Origin of the sequence: Agathobaculum sp. Marseille-P7918 (assembly GCF_900625105.1) — a bacterium.
Classification (GTDB): Bacteria; Bacillota; Clostridia; order Oscillospirales; family Butyricicoccaceae; genus Agathobaculum.
Genome location: NZ_UYYD01000005.1, coordinates 146,410 through 171,868, shown reverse-complemented (window position 1 = coordinate 171,868; position 25,459 = coordinate 146,410). Strand labels below are relative to the sequence as shown.

Annotated in this window: 30 protein-coding genes; 18 read left to right on the top strand and 12 right to left on the bottom strand. The window is 45.3% G+C overall.

Annotated features, from left to right (window positions below; translation table 11 throughout):
- Nucleotides 1-167: 167 nt before the first annotated feature.
- Complete coding sequence (locus EJL02_RS09265) at nt 168-1,598, bottom strand: dynamin family protein (protein WP_125116127.1); 1,431 nt, start codon at nt 1,596-1,598, stop codon at nt 168-170.
- Between the two features lie 47 nt (nt 1,599-1,645).
- Complete coding sequence (locus EJL02_RS09260; protein WP_125116126.1) at nt 1,646-2,572, bottom strand: helix-turn-helix transcriptional regulator; 927 nt, start codon at nt 2,570-2,572, stop codon at nt 1,646-1,648.
- A gap of 145 nt (nt 2,573-2,717) precedes the next feature.
- Between EJL02_RS09260 and EJL02_RS09255 the strand changes: the two genes are divergently transcribed.
- From EJL02_RS09255 to EJL02_RS09245, 3 genes are all read left to right on the top strand, one after another.
- A complete protein-coding gene (locus EJL02_RS09255; RefSeq protein WP_125116125.1) occupies nt 2,718-2,957 on the top strand; it encodes a helix-turn-helix domain-containing protein in 240 nt (79 codons plus the stop codon).
- Nucleotides 2,958-3,114: 157 nt separating this feature from the next.
- The gene (locus tag EJL02_RS09250) at nt 3,115-3,855 is read left to right on the top strand and encodes an S-layer homology domain-containing protein (RefSeq protein ID WP_164510364.1); all 741 of its coding nucleotides are present in this window, start codon (nt 3,115-3,117) and stop codon (nt 3,853-3,855) included.
- A gap of 75 nt (nt 3,856-3,930) precedes the next feature.
- Nucleotides 3,931-4,221, top strand: coding sequence for a DUF960 family protein (locus tag EJL02_RS09245; RefSeq protein ID WP_125116123.1), 291 nt, complete (start codon nt 3,931-3,933; stop codon nt 4,219-4,221).
- 407 nt (nt 4,222-4,628) lie between these two features.
- Here EJL02_RS09245 and EJL02_RS09240 read toward each other — a convergent pair whose 3' ends face one another.
- The 3 genes from EJL02_RS09240 to EJL02_RS09230 form a co-directional block, all read right to left on the bottom strand.
- Nucleotides 4,629-6,152: a hypothetical protein gene (locus EJL02_RS09240; RefSeq protein ID WP_125116122.1), complete on the bottom strand. Its 1,524-nt coding sequence runs from the start codon at nt 6,150-6,152 to the stop codon at nt 4,629-4,631.
- 227 nt (nt 6,153-6,379) lie between these two features.
- On the bottom strand, nt 6,380-7,444 hold the full coding sequence (gene mcrC, locus EJL02_RS09235; RefSeq protein WP_125116121.1) for a 5-methylcytosine-specific restriction endonuclease system specificity protein McrC: 1,065 nt from the start codon (nt 7,442-7,444) through the stop codon (nt 6,380-6,382).
- Entirely contained in the window at nt 7,441-9,615 is a 2,175-nt protein-coding gene (locus EJL02_RS09230; protein WP_125116120.1) for an AAA family ATPase, read from the bottom strand. The genes mcrC and EJL02_RS09230 overlap by 4 nt, the downstream gene beginning before the upstream one ends.
- A 173-nt stretch (nt 9,616-9,788) precedes the next feature.
- Between EJL02_RS09230 and EJL02_RS14190 the strand changes: the two genes are divergently transcribed.
- Nucleotides 9,789-9,962 carry a hypothetical protein gene (locus tag EJL02_RS14190; protein WP_164510363.1) on the top strand — a complete coding sequence of 58 codons (174 nt, stop codon included), beginning with the start codon at nt 9,789-9,791 and terminating at the stop codon, nt 9,960-9,962.
- A gap of 41 nt (nt 9,963-10,003) precedes the next feature.
- On the opposite strand, the gene EJL02_RS09225 is transcribed toward EJL02_RS14190, so the two are convergent.
- The gene (locus EJL02_RS09225) at nt 10,004-10,960 is read right to left on the bottom strand and encodes a DNA/RNA non-specific endonuclease (protein WP_442858010.1); all 957 of its coding nucleotides are present in this window, start codon (nt 10,958-10,960) and stop codon (nt 10,004-10,006) included.
- Between the two features lie 368 nt (nt 10,961-11,328).
- Here EJL02_RS09225 and EJL02_RS09220 point away from each other — a divergent pair, with 368 nt between their 5' ends.
- A complete protein-coding gene (locus tag EJL02_RS09220) occupies nt 11,329-11,556 on the top strand; it encodes a helix-turn-helix domain-containing protein (protein WP_125116119.1) in 228 nt (75 codons plus the stop codon).
- Between the two features lie 69 nt (nt 11,557-11,625).
- On the opposite strand, the gene EJL02_RS09215 is transcribed toward EJL02_RS09220, so the two are convergent.
- The 3 genes from EJL02_RS09215 to EJL02_RS14185 form a co-directional block, all read right to left on the bottom strand.
- A complete protein-coding gene (locus EJL02_RS09215) occupies nt 11,626-12,861 on the bottom strand; it encodes a hypothetical protein (RefSeq protein WP_125116118.1) in 1,236 nt (411 codons plus the stop codon).
- A 45-nt stretch (nt 12,862-12,906) separates the two neighbouring features.
- Nucleotides 12,907-13,626 (bottom strand): hypothetical protein, encoded by a 720-nt coding sequence (locus tag EJL02_RS09210; protein ID WP_125116117.1) that lies wholly within the window; start codon nt 13,624-13,626, stop codon nt 12,907-12,909.
- Between the two features lie 736 nt (nt 13,627-14,362).
- Nucleotides 14,363-14,530 (bottom strand): hypothetical protein, encoded by a 168-nt coding sequence (locus EJL02_RS14185; RefSeq protein ID WP_164510362.1) that lies wholly within the window; start codon nt 14,528-14,530, stop codon nt 14,363-14,365.
- Nucleotides 14,531-14,621: 91 nt separating this feature from the next.
- On the opposite strand from EJL02_RS14185, the gene EJL02_RS09205 reads away from it, so the two are divergent.
- From EJL02_RS09205 to EJL02_RS09145, 13 genes are all read left to right on the top strand, one after another.
- Nucleotides 14,622-14,825, top strand: a complete 204-nt coding sequence (locus EJL02_RS09205; RefSeq protein ID WP_125116116.1) for a helix-turn-helix domain-containing protein — start codon at nt 14,622-14,624, stop codon at nt 14,823-14,825.
- Nucleotides 14,826-15,534: 709 nt separating this feature from the next.
- Nucleotides 15,535-15,690 (top strand): hypothetical protein, encoded by a 156-nt coding sequence (locus tag EJL02_RS09200; protein ID WP_330548626.1) that lies wholly within the window; start codon nt 15,535-15,537, stop codon nt 15,688-15,690.
- The gene (locus tag EJL02_RS09195) at nt 15,687-16,199 is read left to right on the top strand and encodes a transposase family protein (protein WP_125116114.1); all 513 of its coding nucleotides are present in this window, start codon (nt 15,687-15,689) and stop codon (nt 16,197-16,199) included. The genes EJL02_RS09200 and EJL02_RS09195 overlap by 4 nt, the downstream gene beginning before the upstream one ends.
- Before the next feature lie 12 nt (nt 16,200-16,211).
- Entirely contained in the window at nt 16,212-16,571 is a 360-nt protein-coding gene (locus tag EJL02_RS14585; protein WP_279221211.1) for a transposase, read from the top strand.
- Nucleotides 16,572-16,606: 35 nt separating this feature from the next.
- A complete protein-coding gene (locus EJL02_RS14580; RefSeq protein WP_125116112.1) occupies nt 16,607-16,867 on the top strand; it encodes a transposase in 261 nt (86 codons plus the stop codon).
- A gap of 287 nt (nt 16,868-17,154) precedes the next feature.
- On the top strand, nt 17,155-17,646 hold the full coding sequence (locus EJL02_RS09180) for a DUF3990 domain-containing protein (protein WP_125116111.1): 492 nt from the start codon (nt 17,155-17,157) through the stop codon (nt 17,644-17,646).
- A complete protein-coding gene (locus EJL02_RS09175) occupies nt 17,646-17,885 on the top strand; it encodes a hypothetical protein (protein ID WP_125116110.1) in 240 nt (79 codons plus the stop codon). Before EJL02_RS09180 ends, EJL02_RS09175 begins: the two co-directional genes overlap by 1 nt.
- 2 nt (nt 17,886-17,887) lie before the next feature.
- The gene (locus tag EJL02_RS09170) at nt 17,888-18,112 is read left to right on the top strand and encodes a DUF3791 domain-containing protein (protein WP_125116109.1); all 225 of its coding nucleotides are present in this window, start codon (nt 17,888-17,890) and stop codon (nt 18,110-18,112) included.
- A 421-nt stretch (nt 18,113-18,533) separates the two neighbouring features.
- Nucleotides 18,534-19,205, top strand: a complete 672-nt coding sequence (locus EJL02_RS09165; RefSeq protein WP_125116108.1) for an IS30 family transposase — start codon at nt 18,534-18,536, stop codon at nt 19,203-19,205.
- Between the two features lie 45 nt (nt 19,206-19,250).
- Entirely contained in the window at nt 19,251-19,535 is a 285-nt protein-coding gene (locus tag EJL02_RS09160; RefSeq protein ID WP_125116107.1) for an AbrB/MazE/SpoVT family DNA-binding domain-containing protein, read from the top strand.
- A gap of 279 nt (nt 19,536-19,814) precedes the next feature.
- Nucleotides 19,815-20,384 (top strand): hypothetical protein, encoded by a 570-nt coding sequence (locus tag EJL02_RS09155; RefSeq protein WP_125116106.1) that lies wholly within the window; start codon nt 19,815-19,817, stop codon nt 20,382-20,384.
- Nucleotides 20,385-20,951: 567 nt separating this feature from the next.
- Nucleotides 20,952-21,206, top strand: coding sequence for a hypothetical protein (locus tag EJL02_RS09150; RefSeq protein ID WP_125116105.1), 255 nt, complete (start codon nt 20,952-20,954; stop codon nt 21,204-21,206).
- A 448-nt stretch (nt 21,207-21,654) separates the two neighbouring features.
- The gene (locus EJL02_RS09145; RefSeq protein WP_125116104.1) at nt 21,655-22,764 is read left to right on the top strand and encodes an RNA-guided endonuclease InsQ/TnpB family protein; all 1,110 of its coding nucleotides are present in this window, start codon (nt 21,655-21,657) and stop codon (nt 22,762-22,764) included.
- Between the two features lie 214 nt (nt 22,765-22,978).
- On the opposite strand, the gene EJL02_RS09140 is transcribed toward EJL02_RS09145, so the two are convergent.
- The 3 genes from EJL02_RS09140 to EJL02_RS09130 are packed head-to-tail and all read right to left on the bottom strand — an operon-like array spanning nt 22,979 to nt 25,385.
- Nucleotides 22,979-24,967 carry a YfjI family protein gene (locus EJL02_RS09140; RefSeq protein WP_125116103.1) on the bottom strand — a complete coding sequence of 663 codons (1,989 nt, stop codon included), beginning with the start codon at nt 24,965-24,967 and terminating at the stop codon, nt 22,979-22,981.
- Nucleotides 24,968-24,973: 6 nt separating this feature from the next.
- Nucleotides 24,974-25,186 (bottom strand): CHC2 zinc finger domain-containing protein, encoded by a 213-nt coding sequence (locus EJL02_RS09135; protein WP_206426960.1) that lies wholly within the window; start codon nt 25,184-25,186, stop codon nt 24,974-24,976.
- Nucleotide 25,187: 1 nt separating this feature from the next.
- Nucleotides 25,188-25,385: a hypothetical protein gene (locus tag EJL02_RS09130; protein WP_125116101.1), complete on the bottom strand. Its 198-nt coding sequence runs from the start codon at nt 25,383-25,385 to the stop codon at nt 25,188-25,190.
- Nucleotides 25,386-25,459: the final 74 nt, after the last annotated feature.

Below are 25,459 nucleotides of genomic sequence, written 5' to 3'. Positions count from 1 at the left end.
TAAATCGGATGACGCTAAAGTGACGCTTTTCACGTCTTTGATACTTTTCTTTACCGGCTTGCTAAAGCCGGGTTCCCAAAATGCCCGCACACCGCCTTTGGATGAAAAGCGGCGCTTCTGGACGCGCTATAGACTTCGATCATAATGCATCACTCCTATTTTTCTCTTTAATGGGTAAGAATATATTCAAGGCCCCAAATGCCCGATTTCAAGAGTAAATCAAATTCTTCAGGATGTTCAAGACAATGTTTGCGTGCATCTTCAATGGCACTGGCTGGAGTATCATAATATTTGCTAAAATCAAAAAGTGGATTGTTGAAGTGCGCCTTACAACGCATTAGCTTAAAGAATTCCGGTGTACATGGTTCTATTTCTTCTCCAGAAATAACTCTTTTTGCAAGATGGCCCGCATAAGCAGAAACCGGGTAAAGCTGATAATTTTCAAACCCTATTTTTTGCAAATCCGCATTAAGCTTTTGAAGCGAATCATCAACGGAATCCTCGTTTGAATTATATTCGTCCAACTTATTTAACAAGAAAATGAGCCGACATCTTTTGCGCCCTTTTTCTTTAATATAATTCAGATATTCAAATTCATCGTTAATCCCGGTTGTTCCAGCAGAAAAAACATAAACAAGCGTATCGTACTTTTTCTCAGATACAGCTCGATGGCAAATTTCACCATGAGAGTTGTCCATCGAAAAATTGGCACCCGGAGTATCCACAAAACAGGCCCTTGTTTCAGAAGGCGCGGTTAGCTTAAACGCAGTACCTACTGTAATTCTGTTGGACGTATTCTGGGGATTATCAGTCATCAGGCTTTCATAATCTGCATTGAGATTCAAAAGATAATCGTATTCATAGACATACCCATCTTCAAAAGCTTTGCTGAATATATAATGTAATTTTGCGGTGCAGGCTTGGCTCATTGAGCGGTTAATTTTTTTCCCGATAAGTGCGTTTATTAGAGTTGATTTTCCGGCGTTCATATTGGCAACAAATAGTGTTGTATGCAAAGGGCGTTTTAAATAGTTTCTATTCTCATGCCACAGTGAAATTTGGGGAGAAACCGCTTGGAGCTTTGAGGTGATAGAAAATTTTTCATAGAGCACCTTATAGAGATTATCAAGCGTCTCTCGGTATCTATTATGATATATATTCTTTATCTGGCAGAAAATGGAGTGTCCTTTGCCTGCATCATCAAAAGCACACAAGAAGATAATATCCATGACTAAAATAAAACGGTTAGAGCACAATTTAAAACCTTTGAATCTTGTTCGCGCTACCCGTTTGATACAACTATTAATATCTTTGCAAGTATAGTCGTAGGACTGGAAGTCAACTCCTAAAAGACAGTCCTTATAGTTGTGAAGTGCTGCAGCGGCGTATAAGCTATCGGCAGCATAGGATTTTACAAAATACTCCAATACGTTCAGATACCTAATCTTATAGTCTATGGATTCGCTTTTCACAGGATGTCCATTCAGGTATTGAGACACGGCAAACATATCCTGAAACTCGGCGAACGTATCTTTTTGATTATGTTGATTGAGAACTCCCTGTAATACCTCAATCAGCCTATCTTGTGTGTTGTCCATATAGCCTCCTAATGTTCTGGTTTATCTGATCTGTTCCAATTTTCCTCCTAGCTAATGGTTTCTCCCTGCCCTCTCATCCACATCTCAATCCCTTTCCCGAACACCTCAGCAGTTACGTCCCAACCGCCCTCGGGGTTTTCCTTTGCCACTGCGGTCGGCAAACGATCGAGCACGGCTTCGATGGACGGTCCGGTGTATCGGAACCGGATGGTCTGCAATTTGCCGCCGAACATGAACTGCACTCGTTTGCGGAATTCACCCTCTTCAAACCGGTCAGCATACCACACCTGAAAATGTTCGTCCGTTATTTCGTACTGTTTGATGCGGTCGATGCGGTAAATGGTTGGATAGAGGTCGTCCGCATTCTCAAAGGCCTGCTCCTTGTCAATATCCCGAATGAACGCGGTCAGATAGAAATAATACTCGGAAAACATGATGCCAACCGGCTCGATGGTTCGCTGCACGACCTCATGGTTCTTGAGCTTTTCATAGGTGATTTTCATCACCCGCTGCTCTTGTACCGCCGTACCGATCTCCCACAGACGATCAAGCACCGAAACACCGTGATGCGGTTCGATATAATGCAGCTTTTCATTGCCGATCAGCGCGCTGACCTTCTTTTTGTTCTGCTCCGGCACACAACAGGCGAGCAGTTTGTCCAGCAGTGCGTTCATATCCGCTTTGGGCAGGCTGCGGCTCTCCAGCAGGATCTTGCACACCGCCAGGATCTCGCTGTTGGATAGCTTGCCGGTCTGCGTATCGAGCCGGTAACCGTTCAGGCGTTTGTCATATACCACCGTCTGTCCGGTGTATTCCGAAGCGAGAAAATCCCGCACCGTATCCAGATCGCGTTGGATGCTTTTTTCCGTCACGCCGAATCGCTGCGCTTCCTCGGTTTTGCGGATCACATCCCCTTTTTGCAGGCGGGCATAGAGCGACAGCACGCGGTCGTCCTTCTGCTGTGAACTGGTCATAAAATTTCCCCCTTGTGCTTTTCACGCTCCCCTTCTGTCCCAAAACAATGGATATACTTATTATAAATAAGTATACTATTGCTGTTAAAACGTGTCAATTGCTGTCGGTGTACGGTATGATAGAGCACATAAGAGGTGAGAGCACATGGACAGGCCCTATCAGGACAGATTTCGGCAGCTGGGACTGAAAATCGCTTATTATCGGAAGCTGCGCGGTATGACGCAGGAACAGCTTGCGGAAGCGATCGGCATGAGCGCGGTATTCCTCAGCCATGTGGAAGCGCCGGGGATCGACCGAACCGTATCGCTCGGCACGTTGTTTGCGATTGCCGAAGTGCTCGATGTCCCGGTTTATAAATTCTTCCTGTTCGACGAGGATCTCTGATTTTCTATCTTGAGTATATCGCAGCAGATGGACAGTTTTTGTCCATCTGCTTTTTTGCGCATTTTTCTGCTGCCCAAGCCAGATAGACAAATGCTGTCCATGGAGGACGGTATAATCAAAGCATCAAGATGCCATGATGGCGAGAGGAGTATGCAATATGAAAAAACGAGTGCAGCAGCTGTTGTCTGTCACCCTGATCGGTATTTTCGCGCTGGGATCTGCGTCAGCCGTCAAAGCAGATGACTATTACATCAACGATCTGGGGCAGGAAGGCTATGAAGAGCGGCTCAATGAAGTGAAAAACGAAGGGCCATTCTATGATGTATCGCGCAGCGCATGGTACTGTGATGCTGTCGAGTACTGCAAGACCCGTCTTTTGCTGGTGGGAGACCCGGACGGCAATTTCCGTCCGGAAGATCCGGTATCCCGTGCAGAAGCGGCTACCGTTCTCAAGCGTTTGGCCACCGAGGATACCTTTGTCTATGAAACCTATTTCTCCGATGTGCCAAGTGACGCATGGTACGCATGGGAAGCATCCTCTTACGGCAATTTGCTCGGCGGTTTCTCCAAGCAGAGCAGTTCCTCTTCTCCGTTGGGCTATATCGCCTATTTTTATCCCAACAGCAATGTAGAGCGTGAGGACTTTGCGGTCGGTATTTACAATGTCTTTAATCTGCAAGACGGCAGCTGGAAAGCACATTTTCAGGATCTGGACCAAGTTACATGGTCAGACAACACGGGCTACAATTACCGTCAGGCGGTTTGTGCAATGCGAAACCTCGGCATCATGGTGGGCGACGAAAATGAATATTTCCATCCCAAGCAGTCGCTGACCCGTGCAGAACTCGCGCAGGTGCTGTACAACATCGACACGAATGACAGCGCTTGGCTTCGCTGAGGTGTCGTTCAGAAATAATGAACCCAAGGAAAAACACCCTTGGGTTCATTTTATGTCAGAAAATAGGGGGACACAATGTCAGACTTGCCTAAATATGTCAGTCGAAATTTGGAGGATTTGATACCTTGTTGGCTGATCCATCTGCTGTGGATGCTGTGGGCAGAAATCCCGAAGAAACAGCGAGGGAAGGTGCAATACTTCTATTTAGCGGTTCGGGAAGGGAAACAGCAGGTCAGACTGGAACAGCCCATACCGCTTTATGAGCGCACGATTTGCTTGGCCAGTCCCGAACCTTTAGATGCAGTGGTCGTCATCACCGAAACAGCCACAGGCATCACCATGCACCTGATAAATGAACCGCGTTGAAACCAGCCATAGGCCGGAGCAATTGCATCAACACACATATTATATATCTTTGAAAGGACGGCACTCCGAATAGAAACGAAGCAGTTTCCGGATAATGTGCCAGAGTCGGTGCTTCTCTCTATCGTTCGCGTTCTTCTGCCGGATATGCTGGCAGATCTTGCGCAGCAGCCATCGAATGCAGAGACGGACTCAGCAATGACGGCTGATGCCAGAAGTATAGGCAAGAAAACACCTCGTAACCGGATTTTTTCCGGCTGCGGGGTGTTTTGCTCTTATCGTAACCAATCTTTCAGGCAGATAATCTGATGTTCAATCACTTGCGAAACGCAGTATCCTCATCATCACAAGCGGACTGTTGCATTTCTCCCGTAGTGTGCTCCGTTCATAGTTCATCTGCGGAAAAACGGTCAGGGAATATCGTCCTCTGCACACTTGCGGAGAATATGTTTGGTTTTTTCTATTGGAAATGGTACATCTTCATCCGAAAAATACTCGATCATTACGACTTCTGCCACAGTGGGATGGTTACCCCTACCCACAGGCACGACAACGTGATCGCCGACTTGAATGCTGTCATCATCGGCAATGTAATAATAGCTTTGACTTCCTTGCGCAAACACAACGCTGCAATAGATGTGATCCTGCTTCCGGCGTCTTGCCTTGCCATAAACAGACGGGCTCAGAATTTCACCGTAATCATAAAAGTGGACAAACTGCAAAACCTCGTCCGCAAACACTCCCCAGTGTTTAGGGAGCGCCTTTTTGTCATAGGTTCCGCGGATGATACGCCGGGGTGCTTTTTTGAAATCTACCGTAATACGATACGTCCGTGTTTCCATCGGATCTGTGATCACATCGTCTGGATTTCCTTCGATTTCGCCGAACAACCGCTCCGGATCGATCTCGTCCAGCAGAGCCGCCACGGCCCCATCTACATATACCTTTCTGGAGACAACACAGCCGGTGCCGACATTCTGTGTCTGCTCTATGGTGTCGCTTGCCCGATCCAGTATCAGCTTTTCGGAATAATCCCATGTGACAAATTCGAGTTCGCTCGAAACGGGGTGTTTGGGCTTGATTTGCGTAATGCGATGGTAGTCGACACACAGGCAGGTCACCTTGTCTGGTTTGTTGTTGCCGTCAAACACATATAGGTTTGGCATTTCCAATTCGTCACGGATGAGATCGGACAGATCATTCTCGCTCCAATCAAAATCAGCGCACAGAGCACCCCGTAATCGATACATTTCGCCTTCGGTGTTGGTCAGTTCCATTTTCCAGTCGCCGATATCTGTCGCAAAAACCGCAGTATAACCATTCCCAAAATACGAGGCAATCGCATCAAAAATGTGGCCTATTACAGTTTGGCCGACTGCAAAAGTACGAGCTTTCGCTTTTTTGTAGTTTCCCGTATCCACATCGAACCGATAAGAGGTAAACCACACCCTGCCATCGGTGCGAAGGGTAAGACACTGCTCCACTTCGTCCCCGGGATCGGGAGAAACCCCATAACCAAGGCGGTTGGAAACAATGCGAATCTTACGGAGCATACCCTGAAAGAGAAATGGGCATTCTCCGGTCAGGTGTGCCAGACGAGCAAACGCCAGAACAAACCAAGCCCGATTGCCTGGCTGTGCGATTTCCTCCGGATCATACGCCCAGTGACTGAAATAGCGCCATCGTGCATAGATCGCCGAACCGAGTAACGGAATGTCATCCACCTTGTCGATGATGGCATTCAATGCTTGCGCATCGTGGCTTGCCGCTCCATATTGTACTTCAAACGCATGACCGCAGTCCATAGTAAAGTCGAACGCTTCGCAGTTATCCCCAATCGCAGTGTCGATCAAATCGGTGTATTTGACTCGGGGATTTCGGAATTTGTCGCACCATGCTATTGCAAAGGCAAAGATCGCTTTGCTATCCGCCATGTCGGTTTGCCTCCTTACCGTTGTAAAGGCTTTTGTCTTCTCTCATTCTAAAACAATTCAGTACGGGTCGGCAAGGAATTTTGCGCATAATACCGCGCAATCATTTTGATTTGAGGTTGCTTACGGTCGTACAATTCATTTTACCTATCAAAATTGATATTTCAAATCTATGCTTTTTCGGAAGCAAAGCAGGTTGATTAGAGAAAAAGCGAAGCAGACCGTTCGCTTCATTGTGCATAAACGGTCTGCTTTTCATGTGCTTTTTGAATTCCAAAATGTGTCTGTACGATCTCATCCAGCTGTGATGCGATCTGAGAAAAATCCTGATTCAGATCCAGCGTCCGCACACTGATCTGGTTTCCGCTCATCTGATAAACGTCATCCGGCTGAGTCTCTTCATCGGTACGAGCATAGATCAACATGCCGGAAACCTGCTTTTGTGGCTGATTGGCCTGTTCGTTCTTGACGTAGGTGAAAATCTGATACAGGTTATGCGAATGGATGGTCGGCTTATCGAAGTGCGTCTGCATGGTATGTGCATAATATTTTGCATCGATAATCAAAATCCGGTCGTCATGTGACAACACAACATCGCTTTGCATGTCTGGTAGCCGAGCCAAAGATACACCGCTTGCTGCCCACTGGATTCGAGGTGCGCGAACAGTGAGATTTGAAAATTCTTGATAATAGTATTGGAATATAAACTTTTCATACAGCTTATGCATGTGCTGCTCATCCAGAAAGTCCATCAGGCGGACAAAACCATCCTCGGTCGTTTGCAGCAGCCCTTGCAGTACCATTTGGCAAATCCTGATCAGCATGCGATAGGTTTGATTATTGCGATTGTACTGTATATTCCAGCGGATGCTTCGGATTGGTAGTGTTTGCACACCCTCAAAGAATACCAGCACACGCCGGAGCGCTTTCTTCCGTTCTGTATCAATTTTGCTGCGCAGCAGAAGCAGCATGGTGGTTTTCAGCACACGATTCAGGTCATTATCGGCTGAAAATTCATCGTAGGTACATACCAGCTGCCCACGCATCTTGCTTCTCGTTCGAATGGAATCGGAAAGCTCGATCCGGCCACGCGGGGAGGATAATGCATCGGTTTTGAGCCGATATTCACGATGCAAACCGCGCTTGACCTGTATGGCGACCCCTTTGGACAAAATTGCAGCACATAGATCTGCCACATGATGATAGGATTCAAGCGCCAAATCCCGATAGCCTTGTTCGGATAAAGTCTGAAACGCATAGGACAGCATGTAGTAGATGTTTTGAATCGGTATCACGCGATCGCGCCCCTTAACCGGTCGGTCCAATGCTGCACTTTGGACGGTTCATCAAACCAGTATTCCCGAAGCAGCGGGATCAGTTCAAACTCAACGATTTCCTCCAGCTTTTGCGCAATATCGCCATCCAATGCACAGAAGAAGCTGTGACCAATGCAGAATCCCGCACCAAGTGATTCATTCGACGCAATCGCCTTGTTGAGTTCTTCAACCTGCGCAATCAGCTGGTCAAATTTCTCGTTTGCCAGCTCCGCCTGATAGGCTTGGAAGCCCGCAGTACGGAAACCGGGTTCCAGATCGAAAAACGCAAAGCGACGGCGCAGCGCATAGTCCAGCATGGCAAGACTACGGTCAGCGGTGTTCATTGTGCCGATAATATAGATGTTTTCCGGTACAGAGAATTGATCGTGATTTGGCAGCGTCACTTTCACTTTTCCACGCTTGTCCTTTTCCACCAGCATGAACAGCTCACCGAAAATCTTGCTCAGATTGCCGCGGTTGATTTCGTCGATGATGAAAAAATACGGGTTATCGCTGTCGTCTTCCGCCTGCTTGCAGAAGCTATAAAACACGCCGGGATTGAGTTTAAATCCATTCCCATCCGGACGATACCCCATGATAAAATCCTCATAGGCATAGCTCTGGTGGAATTGCACCATGGCAACACGTTCTGTATCTTTGCAGCCCATGATGGAATAGGCAAGACGGCGGGCAATAAAGGTTTTACCGACGCCGGGAGCACCTTGTAAAACAATGTTCTTTTTATGGTGCAATAGCGATCTGAGCTTTTGGTATTTCGCCGCATCCATATACACTTCTTCGAGGAATTGCGCTGCATTATAGGGCGGATAAAGGATCTCGGGCGGTTCTTCGTCGTTGATCTCATCGCTTTCGAACAGCGCACTGAGCTGTTTTACATAATCTGTATACGGGGTGATGTCGGTCAGCGTTTTCATGGCAGCTTGTCCGGGATGTTGCCATTCGCCCTTGTGAGTCCACTCTACCTTGCGCACATTTTTGTATTGGCTGCGAGCAGAATCGAAGAAATACGCCGACCGGACAATACCGCGCCCGATTACAGTGTGCATGCCTTTTTTGGCAAAGATGATATCACCGGGTTTCATCTCGTTGGCAAACTGCCATGTCGCATGTGCAGCCATCTTATACGAGCGGCTGGGGTCCATCGTCTCCTTCATGCGCTGCTTCATCTCTTCTTTGTTGCCAAACAAGCGCAAATCGCCGATTTCATCCCAACCAATCGCCATAATGCCTTGCTGATAGCATTCATCCCAAATTTTTGCGCCATCCCCCGGTGCATACAACCAATATCGAATGGTGTTTGCATCTTCGTCTGATATGTCCTGCCGAAAAACAGAGGTTGCTACCGAAGCGATATCGGCTGCGGAGGCCTTGTTTTGCTGATTGATCTCTTCGGAATATCGCCATGCCTCTGCACTCAGTTCCATGAAATTGTGATATGGACAGGTGCCGCTCTGCAAATAGGTGCGGATCTTTTCTGTAATCGTAAAATACTTTTCGGCTGGGATTTTTGGCTCGGGGGTGGGCAGCGTGTTGACGATCTCAGCTGGGATTTTTCCGGATTCATAGATGTACCATGTGTTTCGCTGATCCAGATTGAGAAAAATCTGTGGTGCGATCCAGTACAGCCCCATGGTGATCTTGCTGTTGCCGTTCCCTCTTTTTTGAATCGTTCGGTCAAAGTACAAAGAGAGCTCCGCCTGATTGGCTTCCGTTTGATTGTCTGCATACCAGAGTGCTGCGGAAAATAGCTGCCAAAGGTCTTCAATATCATTTTCTCCGCGATAGCCGGTGAAATCATAAAACGTGGCATTCTGATTGTTCAGCACCGGTACGCTGACAAAAGAGGTAGGCAGCGGCGCAGAAATATCAAAAAGCTCTGCCATCGCTGCAATGATCTTTTTGCGGTTATCCTCCCGTTGAGAGCTTTTATTGAACAAGCCAAACACCGTGAAGGGGTCAATGTCCACGATTTTATGATCTCGTTCCAATGTTGGCATTGCAATTCCCGTATTTTGATATACCTCCCGGATGTGATCGACCAAAACCTGTCGATTATTATGAAAATCAAGCAGCTTCCATGCAAACGCCTGATAAAATTCGACCCAGTCAAATTGTTTTTGACCATCCATTTGCATTCCCCTCCACACTTGTTGTATCTTATGGGAAAATTATAATATAAATCACAGAAACGGTCAAACAAATGTCAAGAATCAAGCCCTACACTGCTTTAAGTTTTCCAAATGCAAATCATTTACATTGCACATGGTAAGTACTATATTTGTAGTACAAGGAGGTGCGGCAGATGGACACCAATATGACGTTTCGCATTGACAGCCAGACTAAAGCGCGGATGACGGAGATCTGCAATCAGTTCATCATGACTCCGGCCACTGAGATAACACGGGAGCAGATGCGGGCTGATACAGCCGATATTTTAGACGATTATGCACAGGACTACAAGAAAATGAGCGAATGACTTGGTGCACAGCAAGAGTGATTCCATTTGCGGCAATGCAATCAGGGGCAACACAGCTTGCACGGCGCATACCCCTGTTCGATCAGTGCCTCCCGCGAACCGAAGTAATCCTCCCGGTTGGATGGCTTGATATCCTCCACGCTGGAGCAATTCGGACGATGGAATTTGCGCGTGTTGTGATTGAGTACATAGTTTGGTTCATCCTCAGGAGGTGCTTGCTCGGTCGTCTCAGGAGGGACTGCATCTGCCAATACGCTTTCCCCAGTGGCATAATCAATCTGTACGCCGGGCTGGATGTTATAGGCATAAATACAAAAGCAGATGTTGTTGCCGCTGTCCTCGACCGAATAGCCCTCCATGAGAACACCGCTTGCCAGCAGATTATCGTCCTCGAAAAACGGCGTCACACGATAGAGCACATGATTGCCGGTCTGCAGCACATAGTCCGCGACCTGATTTTCAAATGGCAGCATGCCCTCGATGTTCAGATACCGCGTGCCAGTGATTAGATTGCGCTCATTCGCGTTTTCAGCAGTCAACTGGTATCCGATCAGGTGACAGCGATTGTACAGATATTTGCCGTCCACGCAGTCGTATTTGACCAGATGCCAGCCGCTCGGCTTGACCTGTCCGATGCTGCCGCGCTCTTCGGTCGGCATCAGATCCTGTCCCACGCAGGCAAATGCCACGCCGCAGCGACCGAGCGCATCCAGCGGACTGTATGTCTCAAAGGATTGGTTGGTGATCTCGTCATCTGTGAAAAAGGGAATGTTGTTATGGATCTCGGTATAGGGCGCGCCTGCATACTGCGGAATTTCCCATTGCGGTTGTGGGTTGGCTTCGGGCAGGGTCGCTTCGGATACGTTGCTGATTGACGTTTGCTCGGTTGTTTCGCTGACTGTGTCGGGGCTGCTGCTCGCGAGATCTGCTTTACATCCGGACAAAATGAGAAGTAAACAAACCAGTAATACGCCCCATCGCTTAATTTTCTGCATCATACAACCCCCACCTTCTGCTGATATGACTGCTGTGTTATGTCCATAAATTGATGCAGATCTGAAATAAGAACCGTTCCGGAGGCATTACAACGATCTGCTTTGCAGGTTGCTGGACTGTCATGTTGAAAATATCATGTAATATATAGAAGAAAATGACGAAAAAACACGATAAAGTGGATTTTCGTCATTTTATTGTCTTTCAGCTGATTTTACTCATTCAGATAATAGCGGCCGGAATTGCTTCTGCAACAATGCGTCCCCTATCTTTCTATGGCAGTATTATATCATTGTATTGACATAAAAGGCAGTACAAATCCATAAATATTTTTTGCTTCAGGTGGTACTCTCTTTGTATAGAGAGGTGACCTATGGAAACGAAGTATCACGAGCAGTTTATCCGGTTTGGCTTGAAAGTGCAGTACTACCGTAAACTGCGCGGCATGACCCAAGAGACTTTTGCGGAAGCGATCGGCAAGTCATGGTCGTTTGTTGCCAAAATTGAAAGTCCGACCAGATCATTCGGTGTATCAATGGAAACGATGTTTACCATTGCAGATGTGCTGAATGTACCAGTTTCAAAGCTCTTTGAAGACTAAAATACAATTTTTGTGTACTACCGGCGTTTGCTTTCTTTGCAGATGCCGGATTTTTTATAATAGGTCTCTTTAGTCGGAATCGAGCAGAGAAGAATTCAAAACCAGCTGCCGCACATCCGGCAACACGGTCCGGTAGAACTCTGTCTGGCTCCGCTCACAAATGACGTAGTATTGATTGGGCTTATAATCTGTGTACAGTTTGCAAAGCCAATGCGCATCGGGCAATACCCCTAAAAAGCATGGTGTATCCTGATACTTTACCGGAAAGAGCAAAGTGCCGCACTGTGTATCCAGCCCCTTAATGCTTGCCAGCCGAGCAGTTAACTCCTGTTCCGGATCGGGATGCTCCAAGAGAAAGCGAAGCTGCTGCCGACCAAATGCATCATTGGTCAGCAAATACACGTCGAATGGAGAGGAGAATGCTCTTTCCGGGTGAAACTCTTTGACTTCTTTGCCGGTAATGACAGCTGCGGCTTCCTTGGCATCCGAGACGAGAATCAGGCCGGAGACTGCCTTGTAAAACAAAATCGAATTACAATGCTTCAGATGCTGGCAGGCAAACGTCATAACACGATCGCGTACTGCCTGCTCGACTTTTTGATTCCAGCCCATTCCCATGCCTTTGCGCGGGCGATATACGATCAATCCGCGTCGCACGTTCAGAATAGCACCCAGATAAGTAGAGCTGATGACCGAACTTTCATGACGAAATTCCTGTTCTGCGGAAATGTTCAGAGGCTTGATCTCTGCGGCAGAATAAAAAGCAAACGAGGTATCCGGCAGAAGAAAGTTCTTACGAAATGCGATCAATCCTTGCTCGTAAAGGTTCTCTACCGACGTAATTTTGGCTGATTCTCGTTCACGGCTTCCGTAAATATTGCTGGATTCGGCTGGACGGGGATCGGTAGATACCAGCACGCGGCAGCCGCTACAAAATTGCTCGATCTCCTTGATCCGAAATTGACGGGCTCTTTGTTTGGTTTTCATAGCCGCACAAGGCAAAACCGCATCTGTATATAAATCTTTGGCAGCCTTGAGCGCAGGCATATCGGAACATGCCATTAAATATTGCATACCGATATCTGTCAGTTCAAAATAATGGGTCGTGTATTGATGATCGCTATCGTGAATGCATTGCGTCTTTTTCCGCACAAAACCTTTCCGCTCTATTTGATTCAACAGCTCGTAACAGTAGGTTTTGCTCTTCCCTGAAAACAATGTAATGACATCCTGATTGCGTAGAAACCCTTTAGGCATCATGGCTTGCAGGACGATTTTTTGATTTTTTGATACCGTTTTCGGCATGGTTGTTTTCCTCCCTTCCATATACCGGGTCTGTTATGATTCTGTTCAAAGACCGAAAATACTCTTTACTTTATGCCAATCATAGAACGGCAAATTTGCCTTCTGTGTGACAATCAATAGATAGGTCTGATCGGGCACGGAATCATCGCGGGTGCTGTTGTAAAACAGTGCAAGGTCGTCTCCGGTATCTGTCATGCCCCAAATGCGGCAGACGATATCGATGATCGGCTTGAGCAGATAATTATCGTTATCCGGCAAAGACCGATGCTCCCATCCGGCACTCGGATAGATATGCCAGAATGCAAACACTTTCTGTGCAGCGAAACCATGCGGAAGCGGCATATGGTACAGCACTTGCTCCAATGTGTCTAAAAACGGTGCGCCTGTTTTCTTGATATGATACCGGAGCAATGGATGAGGCATACGAATAAGTATGCATGCATCTTTCTGGATCAGATCAATGTCCGCTGCCTGCGCCTGCTGGGTCTGCTGCTTTTGATAGAGCGATTGGTACAGATCAGGAGCCATCCATGTGCACAGCTCGGACGAGGTCAACTGACTGGACAGCTTGACGCATAGTTCGGTTTGTGCCAGATAGGATTCGGTAACAGCTTTTTGGAACAGTTCATCGGTCTGCATGAAAGGATACTGCTGGAGGACCAACAGGTCATTTTGCCGTTCCTGCACCTTGCCGATGACCGTTTTTGCCTGCTCCAAAAAGCGTTGATTGTATTGGATGGCTAATTTCAAATGCTCGTTTTTCATGGTAAATGCGCCCCCTATACTGGGTTGATTTTGATTACCCCCTCTGTTGCTTGTTCGATGCCTTCAGAAATTCCACGATAAAAATGCAGGAAAACATAGCAAAGTAACAAGTTGGGAGGGCGATATGCGGTGAATAAGTTACGTTCCATGTGTACTATTTAGTTGAAAAACGTGCTTCGCAAAATCACGATGTTTTTCAACTTGTTTTTTCGTACAACTTTTCTAATAAATCGCAACTATTCTACAGATTTGTCCGGCACGAGGAACGAAAATAGACGGCTCCCCGCTGGGTGAATGTGCTTCGCTGGTACCGATGATGCGTGCAATTCCGAGCATAGCAGTATGCATCATCTGCACCGCTTTCTCTTTGCAGAGAAAGCAAGGGAAATGGAAAAAGAGCTTCCCCTTCCCAACAGAACAGCACCATATTTGGCTGTCCTATTGATCCGCTGCAAGCAGTTGTCATCAAGGCATGGCAGCGTTTTATCGGCAATAAAAAAAGCACACCTACTCTGTCATAGAATAAGTGTGCAAGTAAACGGTTATTGATGAGTAGCGCGCATGGTTACCCCAAGGCGAATTACTTATAGCTTGATTATATGATATCATGACATATATGATTTGTCAATAGATTTTGCAATTTTATTATCGAGTTAAAGCTGAAAAATAGAAAGAATCAAATAATAATCGAACAAATTTCTGGTTTTTGTAAGACAGGAAAGCTTCGCCCATTGCCTTATGGATCCTCGTTCGACTGACTATTCGGGAGAGGGAGTATTTTGAGTTCGGTATCGGGTTCGCTGATATATAATTCTTCGCATTCCCGCTGCGCTTGAATCAGCGTATTGATTGCCTGCTCTGTGGCGCGGAACAGCGTCAGGTACATCTTTTTGTAGTCCGGCATAAAATCACCTCTTTATCACCAGAATAGGACATATAGTCCAAAAAGTCAATAGGACGATTTGTCCTTTGATATAGTAATTTTGGTGATAGATATGAATCTAAGAATCCGGGATTTGCGCGAAGATGCAGATTTAACACAGAAGCAGATTTCTGAAATAATACTATGTGATCAATCCCTTTATTCCAAATATGAACGAGGCGAACGTGTGCTGCCACTCGATCTGGCGGTCAAGCTGGCGGAGTATTATGGAGTATCTCTGGACTATTTGGTGGGGCGGACAGACAAACAAAAATAAAGAGAAATGCAGCGGCACAGAAGATTTTCTGTGTCGCTTTTGTTTTCCAGCTGACTACTCAATAGCTGCTATTTTCCCCTGTTTTTTACCGATAAAAAATCAGAAAAATTATAGGTGATTTTTTCATAAAATAAGCGACTCATTTTTTTTATTTTATAATTTTTAATACTTATTTTTTCGATTTTTCAGACGACAATCTTAAAATATACAACTTTTGGGGGCAATAGAGATTGAAATATACAAATATCGATCTGAGATGCAACAAAAAGCCAAAGGTACTTTGATAAAACTCTTCGAGAAAGTCGTAGATCTTAGCAACTTTTGCTTTAGCACTTTAAATAATTTAGCCCGATAAGTCGTAGATCCTGACAACTTTTACTTTAACGCTTTAAACAATTTAGCCTCATAAGTCGTAGATCTCGGCAACTTTTCTTTAGAATGCCAAAATGCTCCACGCTGAAAAGCTGCATGGTGTCTACATACTTTGTCCCGTCAGTAGCATGATCAGATTGTGTAACCCACTCGTTGCATTTGCAGGAATATCAGCGCAAACCGGACTTATGCTCAAGTTGAGCATAAGTGGTTATGGTTTATCTCTTGTCTATCCATTCAGGAGGAATACGATTTTGAGTTCGTTTTCCGGTATACTGAAATCGACCATAATGATTTTGCCGTCGGTCGTCCATTCCGTTGTAACACCAACAAACTATTGAAAGAAATTGATGATTTGCGCTTTGAAAACCGCTATCCAAGCCGTTCTGCCGTAACATTGGAATTGATTCGTCTCGGCATGGAGGCATTGAAAAAAGAGCAGAAAAAGGTGCAAAAAAAGAAGCCTTCTGCCACTGAGGAGGCAGGCAAGTGAGCAACCCTTTGATGGAGAAGATGCTCGGACTGCCTGAATTTGAGGTCACAGATTTCAAGCGGAACGAGTATGATATGGGGTTCTGGGTGCAGACCAAAGAGAAGCCCGACATATGCCCAGCGTGTGGATGCTACCAGACAAACTTAGGCGTTGCAAAGACACGCACCCAGACGATTCGTGACCTGAACAACCAAGGCAAGCGTGTTGCTCTCATGCTTAAACGCCGGTATTACCGATGCGGTGAGTGCGGTCAGATATTTGCAGAGCCTTTGAAATCGGTTGATGGCAGGGGTCGCATCACAAACCGCCTGCGCAAGGAAATAGGTCAGAAAGCCATTTCAACGCCCTTTGTAGACATCGAAAACGAATACAAAATTTCGGATACTACCATCCGAAACACATTTCTGGAGGCCGTTAAATCAATTCCAACGGTATCCGCACAAGAGACTCCATCCATTTTAGGCATTGATGAAATTTGCCTAATGAGGGATGACTACCACCATACTTAGCCCTGGGCAGTTATCGCCAATGGGGATGAAAACACAGTCATGGAACTTCTGAAGAACCGCAGTAAGCAAACTATCGTTGACCTATTGGAGAGCCTACAGCAGCCAAAGAAGGTAAAGGTTGTCACTATGGATATGTGGGCTGGTTACCGTACTGCGGTTCAGGAAGTTCTCCCCCATGCCCTTGTAGTCGTGGATAAGTTCCATGTGGATCGGATGGCAAACGATGAACTGGACTCCATTCGTAGGAGTATCACAAGAACCAGCCCCTACACCTTAAAGCAAAATCGGTCTATCTTCCTTGCACGAGGAGATAACCTGTCTGAGCGTGCCGCCGACATACGAGATGATTGGCTTGAAAAATACCTCTTTTAGAAAGTGCATACAACCTAAAAGAGGATTTTTACCGTATGTACGATTGCAAGAGTCGCTCAGATGCGGAGTATTACTATCGCTGTTGGAAAAGCAGTATCCCAAAGGAACCGCCCGGTTTTAAGCGCATTTGCCGTACTGTGGAGCGGTCATACGACGAGATATTCAATTACTTTGATGCACCTTATACCAACGCCTTTGTGGAGGGGCTAAACAGCGTTATCCGTGCCATTGCCCAGCAGGGCCGAGGCTATGATTTTGAGGTGCTGCGTGGCAAGGTTTTACTTGGCGCTGGATGAAAGCGAGTCTATCCCAAGACAGATTTCGGAACCATGTCGTATATGACTTTCGACAGGTTCATGCCCATGGATTTTGGCGTCCCCTTTGCCAATATCATTGTGAAAATAGATGCGGGTCTGCTTTTCTCTGGAGAACCTAAATAACTATAAAGTTGGAAGACCCGGAGTATGTCAAAGAAGTTTCTTAGCGCAAAGTGGATGTGCGACATGAGATTGAAATTTAAGGTTGAGTTGTGTATAATACAGGCAGGATGCGCGATTGCCGAGCAAACATTAGAGGGACGCATATGATTTTATATCACGGTAGCAATGTGATTGTGGACCGGCCTAAACTAATTCAGCAAAACCGCTATCTGGATTTTGGGTTTGGCTTTTATACCACGACAAACAAGAATCAGGCAATCAGCTTTGCTAATAAGGTTGCAAAGCGCCGGGAAACCGGACAAAACGTGGTAAACATTTACAAGATCGACGAGGCAGCTGCTTTTTCGGAATGTTCGATCCCTCACTTTGTCGAAGCGAACGAAGCGTGGCTGGACTTCGTATCAGACAATCGCTCTGGCAATTATGAGGGGGAATCCTACGATTTCATCTTTGGGCCTGTGGCTAATGATGATGTGTACCGGATATTCACACTCTATACTGCTGGAGTGTTGACGAAAGAGCAGACATTGGAGCAGCTTAAAATCAAAAAGCTATATAGCCAGTTGGTATTGACTTCGGAGAAGGCATTGTCATACCTGCACTTTGTTGGTACAGTACTGGAGGAGGGATTTTGATGGCAGATAAAAAATTTGAAGCCATTCTGACCCTGATTGTCCCGCAAGTCATCAATCTGGTTTGTGAAAATTATCTCTTGAATGAGATAGAAGCGTCCAGAGAGTTTTACAAATCGAAAGTTTATGCTTTGCTGGAACAAGAGGATACAAAAGTGTGGCATTTCAGCCCTCTTACCTTGTTCAACATGTTCGATGAGGAGAAGAGAACAGGGGATTTTCAGATTCCAGAGGAGGCGTAACTATGAGCAGACAAGGCGATTTTCTCATTTATTGCGTCGAAACCTACAAAAATGCAAAACACTTGACCGGCAAGCAGATAGCGGAACTTTTCACCAGTTACGACGTATGGGAGTATGTGTATTCCTGCTTTGAAGCCCTGCATACGACGGGAGCGAACTACATCGTGGAGGACATCGACTTCTATATCGAGGCAAGGCAACCTGCCATTGCTCGACACGACTCGTAATGCACTTTTTCTGTTGAAATGCGTTTGTCATCATCGCGTAGAGATGATATAATGTAAATAAACTATAAGAAACAATTTGTGCTATAATTGCGCAGATTTCTGATTAAATATCAATAATACAAGACAGATTTTAACGATTTAGTTAAAGTCTGTCTTTTTTTATATATAAAATTTTTTGGAAAAGGAGAAATGATCATGAAAAAGCTTCGAGCATGCATATTCCGAAAGTACCTATGATGGCGTTCTATTTTTGTACAAGATGAAAGCAAAAAGAGAGGGAACCGGTTTCCCGATTCCCTCTCAAAAAGTTCAGAGTGGTAAATTGTAAAATCAAATTGAACACATAAAAAGATCCACAGCGGCAAGGAATCTGTTAGAATAAAGTTTCCACACAAAACTCTGACAGAAAGGCCTGACCACTATGGATCAAACTCATTCTACCACAAATCTGATAGAGCGCAAGAGAGGACAGCATCTTGGTGCTGAGGAACGCGGAGCCATTCAAGCGCTCAAGAAGCAGGGATATAGTAATCGTGCGATTGCCCGTACCATCAACTGCAGCCCATCCACAGTTGGATATGAGCTGCAACGCGGCACACCGGAATACTGCGGACGCGGTCGCAAAGCCGAATATTCTGCCAAACGTGGAGCAGCAATATACAAGGCCAATCGCCGTCGCTGCCATCGTCTGCAGAGTATACCCAGAGACTCCCAATTTATCCACTGGATGGTGAAGATGGTTCGTAAGCACAGCTGGTCATTCGATACCTGGGTTGGGCGAGCACGCCGGGAGCAACGGTTTCCTGCCCGTGAAATCCCTTGCACGAAAACTTTATACAACCTGTTGTGGGCGGGTAAATTGCCGATCACGTTATTCGAACTTCCAGAGGTTTTAAGCAGACGTTCTCGCAGAAAACTAAAGATTTCTAAGCGTATTTCAGGACATTCTATTGATGAACGCTCGCCGGAAGTGGCGGACAGAAACACCTTTGGACATTGGGAAGCGGATACTGTGCTGGGCCGGAAAAGAAATGGTGAGCCTGCGGTGTTCACCATTGTAGAGCGACTAACCGGATGTATATTTCTTTACTGACGAAACTATGTATTTTGTATATAATAAAGTAAAGGAGTGGATTGTATGGTTACAACAATTCAAAAGTGGGGGAATAGTCATGGTATTTGTATCCCTAAGTCATTGCTTGATTCGTTGGGTATGCATGAAAATGACTGTGTTGAATTGATTCCATCGGCAGAAGGCTTTACAATCAAAAAAATCAAAGCACCGCAGCATAGAACACTGGAAGAGAGATTGGTGGAGTTCTATGGGAAGCCAGTCGAGAATATTGCGAGTGTCCGTAATGAAAAAGAGGTCGATTGGGGTATTGCTAAAGAACTGAGATATGGTAATGGGGTTGGGATGTAGAGCAGGAAAACAAACTCTGTGAAGTGGAATTGGCACTGTCCTTGGCACTCGGCGGCATTTCGGCAGAGGAGCTCCTGTCTCAAAAAAGAGAGTGCCCCAGACGGATTGGACACCGCATATATAACCGATTGGGCTGAGACTTTGCAGGATTGGCTTCGCAAACGCAACGCACAAATCAATTCTGTCCTTGCCAAATCGGACACAGCCCGTTACAATGACAGCAGAAGGGAGCGGTGACTGATGAATACTTTCCGATGCCCGCACTGCGGAAGCCCTGTCATGATACGCGGCAATTGGTGGGAATGCGGCTGGTGTGGAGACTCCGGTTATTTGGCTTCAAGCAAGAGCGCCAAACAGAACGATCTTCCTACTATTCGTGACGAGGAACTGGAAGAATTGGAACGCGGTGTACTGTCTGTGGTGGAGGGTATGCAAAAGCATTTTGGCGACGGACAAGCCGAGCGCACGAAAGCCCTTCAGCTGGCGATTTACGGGATGAGCCATGCGCTGTGTCCGTCCGGCAATCAGACACCGCATAGTCTCGCACTGCTGCAAGCGTTTTTTCAGCAATATTCTTTCTGCACCGCATCGGAAGTGTTGGGAGCAGCTCGCAGCGGAACCCCTGCTTTTGCCAATCAGTTTGTGCTGGAGCAGGAACAGCTCGGCTCGTTTTGGCGATCCGTGCTCACAGAGTTGCCTTCGTATCATCGTGGTCGTGCGTTGCCGGACTGGCTCGAGCAAACACTGGACGGTTTGATCCGGATCGAAAGCTGCTTTTCCGGACAGGACGCTGCGGATGTATTTGCTTCGCTGCAACAGATCTGGAACGTCCATTGGAATGCCAAATAAATACAATCTGATTGAATAAACGAGTGTGATTGTGTGAATAAAAGCAAGCGATGATCGATTATTATAGTTCTCATTTTGGCTTTAGCCAAGGGTGTTCTTTTGCTTAATCACAGGAACAGAACAAACGGCCGTCTCGATTGAGACGGCCGTTTGTTTGTCTTAATGCGGTGAGGTATCGGCTGCAATTGGTTCAAAACGGACTTCTGCTCAAGTTGAGCATAAGTGGCAGATCCATCGCATTACAGGATTTATCCTGCGATTGAAATTAGCGGTGCAGTATGTTTTGCCCTGATGGCAAACACGACGCCGGAGCTATTCAACGCAATTTACCGTATCACAATCTATTTAATATTGGACTATTACGAGTCAAAACATGAACGTTGCAATTCAGGACAATCTGTAATAAAGTGAAAACATGGATATTTCGGTTGGGTAAATTTAATTAGCTGCCTCTCATCATAATAGAAAGAATGTAAAGCTGAAATGCTTATTAAATGATTTATATGTTTTAGCTTAGATGAAAAACTTGTGTATTTCGTTTTCAGTAGTTGACTTTGGAGGTACTATATGAGTAAGTTTGGTGACGGATTAAATATAGAATTTGCTCGGGCTGTGAAAGCAGGAACTATATCTGAACCGTTTTGTACAAATGATGTTACCTTGTTTGCAAAATCTAATGGTTGGAATCCATCTACTCGGTATATCAATGTCATGTTGTCTAATGGTTCCTCTCAAACGCATAGTCTTACTTATAAAAAGTATTTTGTGCGTGTGGGACAGGGAAAGTATGCTTTATCTGATTTAGCGTGGAAAGAAATTTAAACGCTTACTCAAGCGCTGCAAGCCAGCAGTTTCTTTTCTACATAAAAACAGACTCCACAGATCGATCGGACTGTGGGGTCTGTTATATAATGTGGCAATCTAAAAAACATGGATGATATAATTTGCTGAAAATAAATCACTTCTTATGCAATATACATTGACGAACATTTGTTCTGGTGGTATAATATAAACATAGAATAAAAAATACGGCAGCGTATGGGAGCTGCAACTCCCACACGCCTGCGCAGGTGAATCAGCCACCTACACAACGGATTACTCCGCACCGTAAGACCAGTATACCCTTTTTTGACCTCTTTGACAAGATGGGGACTGTTTTGCGGGGCGTATTTCGCATTCGTTCACATCCTCCCGTACCGTGTAGGCCACAGGTCCTGCACGGTATTTTTTGTTCGATGTATTTGACCATCTGACAAAAGGAGGAACAAACATGAATAGCAAGTTTGAAACCGTATTCCGTACCTATTCCTATCGCTTGTACCCGACCAAAATGCAGCAGCTGGAACTCAAAGCACTCTTTGACTTGCAGGATCATGCGTTCAATGACTGGGCCGATCTTGCCAATCGTGGTGTAGCGCAGGGTAAAAACTTTGAGACCATCCAGAATGAGATCGAAGCCCATGAAATGCAAACCAAACGCCGAGAAGATCATTATGCGCTTAGCGTGACCCGCAAACATGTGTTGGCACTGGCTCGTCGCCTGTATGATCAAAAGATCGAACGTATCCGGTTCCGTTTACCGAATCGTGAGCAGCGGTCATTTACCTACAAGACGGTCGGCATCAGCGAACACCATCTGGTTATCCCCTCGGTCGGTACCATTGCAATGTGTGATCACCGTCCGTTGCCCGTCCATGCAACGCTGTGTTATGCAAAGATTTTGGTCGATTGCTATGGCGCTGTCTATCGTGTCGATTTGTTGCTGTCGGTTGCCATTCCTGTAGCAGAGCCGCAGCCGGTACACTATGAAAATGTAGTTGGTCTGGACTATACACAGGACGGATTGTATGTTACCAACACTGGAGAAAACGCTGGTTACCCCGGTTATCGTAAATTGGCACAAGATAAGCTTCGCCGGTATCATCGTGCAGCAGCTCGGTTTCGTCCAGGCAGTCGTCGCTGGTACAAACAGAAACAGCGTGCCGCCAAGCTGGAACGTCATGTCGTACAGCAACGTCGCAATTGGCAGTATCAGCAGGCACATAAGCTCTGTAAAGAACATGATGCAATCTGTGTAGAAACGCTGGATCTGGTTGGTATGAAACAGACGAATCCTTCGCTGGCGCCCAAGCTCAACGACAATGCTTGTGCAGCCTTTTTCCGCAAACTGGAACAGATTTTGCATCAGAACGGCAAGAAGCTGATCCGCGTCGATGCGCAGTTCCCGTCCTCGCAGATTTGTTCCTGCTGTGGCGCGTATCTGGGCAAGCAGCCGCTCAGTGTAAAATCAATCACCTGTCCGCACTGTGGTGTGACCATCCGCCGTGATCACAATGCAGCCCGTAACATCCGTGATGAAGGCTTCCGTCATCTGGAGTAAAATCGTGTTGATCGCCCTCGGACGTCTGGGTGTGATACGCACGCGCGCGAGCCTCGTGAATGGCGTCACGAAGATTGTTTTCTGCTCGCAGGATTCCCCGTGGCGGACGCGCTGCGGGGAGTCCACTCTATATATCACAAACAAAAACGCTGATATAAGATTGTAAACCCTTTTGTCTACAAATATATCAGCGTTTTTTAATATTATTTTTCATTTACTTGGACGGAAAACTGCTCAGCAAGGGATTTACCTCGTAATCCATCTTGCGTTTTCTACCCAAAGCATTTTGATTCGGCTTGATAGGACGAATCCAACCTGTATTCACTAATCGTGCGATTACCTGATCGCGCTGTTCTGTGCTCAAAGATTGCATCAAACGCCCAAGATCCCTTGCTGAAATAATCTTCTGCTGGCTTGCCTTCAAGCGCTTCAACAAATTGACCGCATGCTGTGTTTCACTATCTGCACCGATACTTTCCATCATAGCAATAAAGCTATCACGGAAATACCAACCCATTTCAATCGCATGCTCCATGTTTTCTTTTGAAATCATATCATTTGCAGATGGATATTCACTTACATGCAAAATTAAAGCCAATCGACAGACATGACCACACAACTTTGCATCAAAGGCCCGTAAAGATTCATTGTCATCTTCTCCCAACTTTGTTTCCAGAGCTTCATAAAATTCACTAATCTTGCCTTTTGCTTCCTGAGAAAGTTTGCATATAATTTTACAATCAGATTCATCTATATTACGCAATAAATTAAAACATAAATTAGCCCACTCTTTGCTTAATTTAGAATCCATAGGCGGTACATCAAACGAGCGATTACCAATCGTACTCTGAGGACAACATAATAAAAAACGAGCCAGCAATCCACGTCGAATAAAAAGTTCATTTGCATACAGTTCTTTTGCCACATAAGGCTGTGTAGCAACACAAATTGTTAGAAAAGCATGATCTAAATGATCAGATTCTCGTGTTTGACGATCAACACTAACCATTTCTACACTATAACCCTTGAGTAAAATATCAATGTTGGGTTGATTGCTATAACGTCCAAGAGCAGTTGATAAAAAGCTATTCTCCGATGAAACAATCATCAGTTTTTCATTATTCTGCTTCATAATAGTCACTGCTTTTTCGACCGTAACATCATCAGCAACCAATTGTTTATTGTGAAGCTCTTTATGCTTTTCAAACGAACGAAGTGCTTCATCGTATGCTGCCTGACTTGTTTCATCCAATAAAGACTTCTTTTTTAATTCAGCAAGTGCTTTTTCCATATTTTTATGTTCAATGCGACTCCGTAAAATTTCGCCCTCATGTTCCTTATTCCACTGGCTTTCATACTGAAGTAAGGGACGAACTACTTTACTCATCACTGCACTTTTTCGTTCTCCAGATTCCGCAGCAATAATCGTAAATATATTTGATGGCTCATACCATCCATCACGTACCAAGATTACATAGTGTTTGGACGCAATAAAAGAAACAACAGATAACGCAATACATGCAACCATCTCAACAGAAACTTGAACAGATGCTGCAAGAGACTCTGAAAAATTGCGAATGATATCCGGCAACCACTTTGATTGAAACTCCGGAATCGCAACAGAGCCAATTAAGGGATTTGGATGATACCAAAGATTCGGATATACATCTACACCCTCTTGATCTTTCGGCGAATCGATAATTGCATCCAACCAAGAACGTACAGCATCTTTACCTACTGCTTGAACTAAATCAGAAATGTCCCCATTCGCCGGTAATTTCTCTCCATATGCGACAATATCGATACATATCACACACTGTGCAACCTTATTGAGATGAGAAATAACATCCTGTGCCAACTCACGACCCTTTTCATCAATATCTGATACGATTGCTACAGTGGCATTGGTAAAAATAGAATCATACTCATCGCGCCATTTACCGCTGCCACCACCATCAAAATTACAAGTGGCAGTGAAACCCATAGACCTTAATGTATCTACATCTTTTTCACCCTCTGTTATAAAGATAATTCTATGTTCTTTTAATCCCTGTAACAATTCGGGGTAACGATATAAAACCTTTGGACAATTATCCAGTTTTTTATCGAAACGGAAGGATTTTTCTCCTTCTTTAACTTCTTTTATTTTTTCGTACAGTACCTTACTATTTTCATCTCTATATTTATAGATGAACGTTTCCATGTTAACTCACCATCTTTCACAGTGAAACAGATCGGTATATGTCAAGCCAACTGTATCCAAAATATCTGCTGTACGGCAACCTGCAAAACAATGCAACAATACCTTTCCATCATCCGCAAAGTAGATTGACAAACTTGGATGTTTGTCATCATGAACCGGACAACAGGCTGTATACCGGTTTCCACCATGGGTTTTGACTTTACGAAACCTTGCCAACATATCAGTCCGTGTCATTTTGATTTCCCTCCAGATAATTCATTACATCATCCATCGAGATCAAAGTACAACGTCCTGTGCTTTTTGTCCTCACAACGCCTTTCTTTGCCAACTTTTTGATAAAGCCAACCGAGATTGATGTTTCTGGATCATTCTTTTTAATCTCTGCTAAAATCTGTGCAGCATAACGCATGCGAATCATAAGATTATCTCCTTTTTTGCTCATACTTTTTTTAAAGTGTTTTTACTGAAATCAGTATAATACTATTCCATAAA

Coding starts and splice junctions, on each gene's coding strand:
- EJL02_RS14580 (WP_125116112.1), top strand. CDS start 16,607: ATGTACGATTGCAAGAGTCGCTCAGATGCGGAGTATTACTATCGCTGT.
- EJL02_RS09135 (WP_206426960.1), bottom strand. CDS start 25,186: ATGTTGGCAAGGTTTCGTAAAGTCAAAACCCATGGTGGAAACCGGTAT.
- EJL02_RS09240 (WP_125116122.1), bottom strand. CDS start 6,152: ATGGCGGATAGCAAAGCGATCTTTGCCTTTGCAATAGCATGGTGCGAC.
- EJL02_RS09175 (WP_125116110.1), top strand. CDS start 17,646: ATGGCAGATAAAAAATTTGAAGCCATTCTGACCCTGATTGTCCCGCAA.
- EJL02_RS09155 (WP_125116106.1), top strand. CDS start 19,815: ATGATACGCGGCAATTGGTGGGAATGCGGCTGGTGTGGAGACTCCGGT.
- EJL02_RS14190 (WP_164510363.1), top strand. CDS start 9,789: ATGGACACCAATATGACGTTTCGCATTGACAGCCAGACTAAAGCGCGG.
- EJL02_RS09205 (WP_125116116.1), top strand. CDS start 14,622: ATGAATCTAAGAATCCGGGATTTGCGCGAAGATGCAGATTTAACACAG.
- EJL02_RS09210 (WP_125116117.1), bottom strand. CDS start 13,626: ATGAAAAACGAGCATTTGAAATTAGCCATCCAATACAATCAACGCTTT.
- EJL02_RS09230 (WP_125116120.1), bottom strand. CDS start 9,615: ATGGATGGTCAAAAACAATTTGACTGGGTCGAATTTTATCAGGCGTTT.
- EJL02_RS09170 (WP_125116109.1), top strand. CDS start 17,888: ATGAGCAGACAAGGCGATTTTCTCATTTATTGCGTCGAAACCTACAAA.
- EJL02_RS09130 (WP_125116101.1), bottom strand. CDS start 25,385: ATGATTCGCATGCGTTATGCTGCACAGATTTTAGCAGAGATTAAAAAG.
- EJL02_RS09220 (WP_125116119.1), top strand. CDS start 11,329: ATGGAAACGAAGTATCACGAGCAGTTTATCCGGTTTGGCTTGAAAGTG.
- EJL02_RS09140 (WP_125116103.1), bottom strand. CDS start 24,967: ATGGAAACGTTCATCTATAAATATAGAGATGAAAATAGTAAGGTACTG.
- EJL02_RS09255 (WP_125116125.1), top strand. CDS start 2,718: ATGGACAGGCCCTATCAGGACAGATTTCGGCAGCTGGGACTGAAAATC.
- EJL02_RS09250 (WP_164510364.1), top strand. CDS start 3,115: ATGAAAAAACGAGTGCAGCAGCTGTTGTCTGTCACCCTGATCGGTATT.
- EJL02_RS09180 (WP_125116111.1), top strand. CDS start 17,155: ATGATTTTATATCACGGTAGCAATGTGATTGTGGACCGGCCTAAACTA.
- EJL02_RS09150 (WP_125116105.1), top strand. CDS start 20,952: ATGAGTAAGTTTGGTGACGGATTAAATATAGAATTTGCTCGGGCTGTG.
- EJL02_RS09160 (WP_125116107.1), top strand. CDS start 19,251: ATGGTTACAACAATTCAAAAGTGGGGGAATAGTCATGGTATTTGTATC.
- EJL02_RS09145 (WP_125116104.1), top strand. CDS start 21,655: ATGAATAGCAAGTTTGAAACCGTATTCCGTACCTATTCCTATCGCTTG.
- EJL02_RS09245 (WP_125116123.1), top strand. CDS start 3,931: ATGTCAGACTTGCCTAAATATGTCAGTCGAAATTTGGAGGATTTGATA.
- EJL02_RS09225 (WP_442858010.1), bottom strand. CDS start 10,960: ATGATGCAGAAAATTAAGCGATGGGGCGTATTACTGGTTTGTTTACTT.
- EJL02_RS14185 (WP_164510362.1), bottom strand. CDS start 14,530: ATGCCGGACTACAAAAAGATGTACCTGACGCTGTTCCGCGCCACAGAG.
- EJL02_RS09165 (WP_125116108.1), top strand. CDS start 18,534: ATGGATCAAACTCATTCTACCACAAATCTGATAGAGCGCAAGAGAGGA.
- EJL02_RS09265 (WP_125116127.1), bottom strand. CDS start 1,598: ATGGACAACACACAAGATAGGCTGATTGAGGTATTACAGGGAGTTCTC.
- EJL02_RS09215 (WP_125116118.1), bottom strand. CDS start 12,861: ATGCCGAAAACGGTATCAAAAAATCAAAAAATCGTCCTGCAAGCCATG.
- EJL02_RS09260 (WP_125116126.1), bottom strand. CDS start 2,572: ATGACCAGTTCACAGCAGAAGGACGACCGCGTGCTGTCGCTCTATGCC.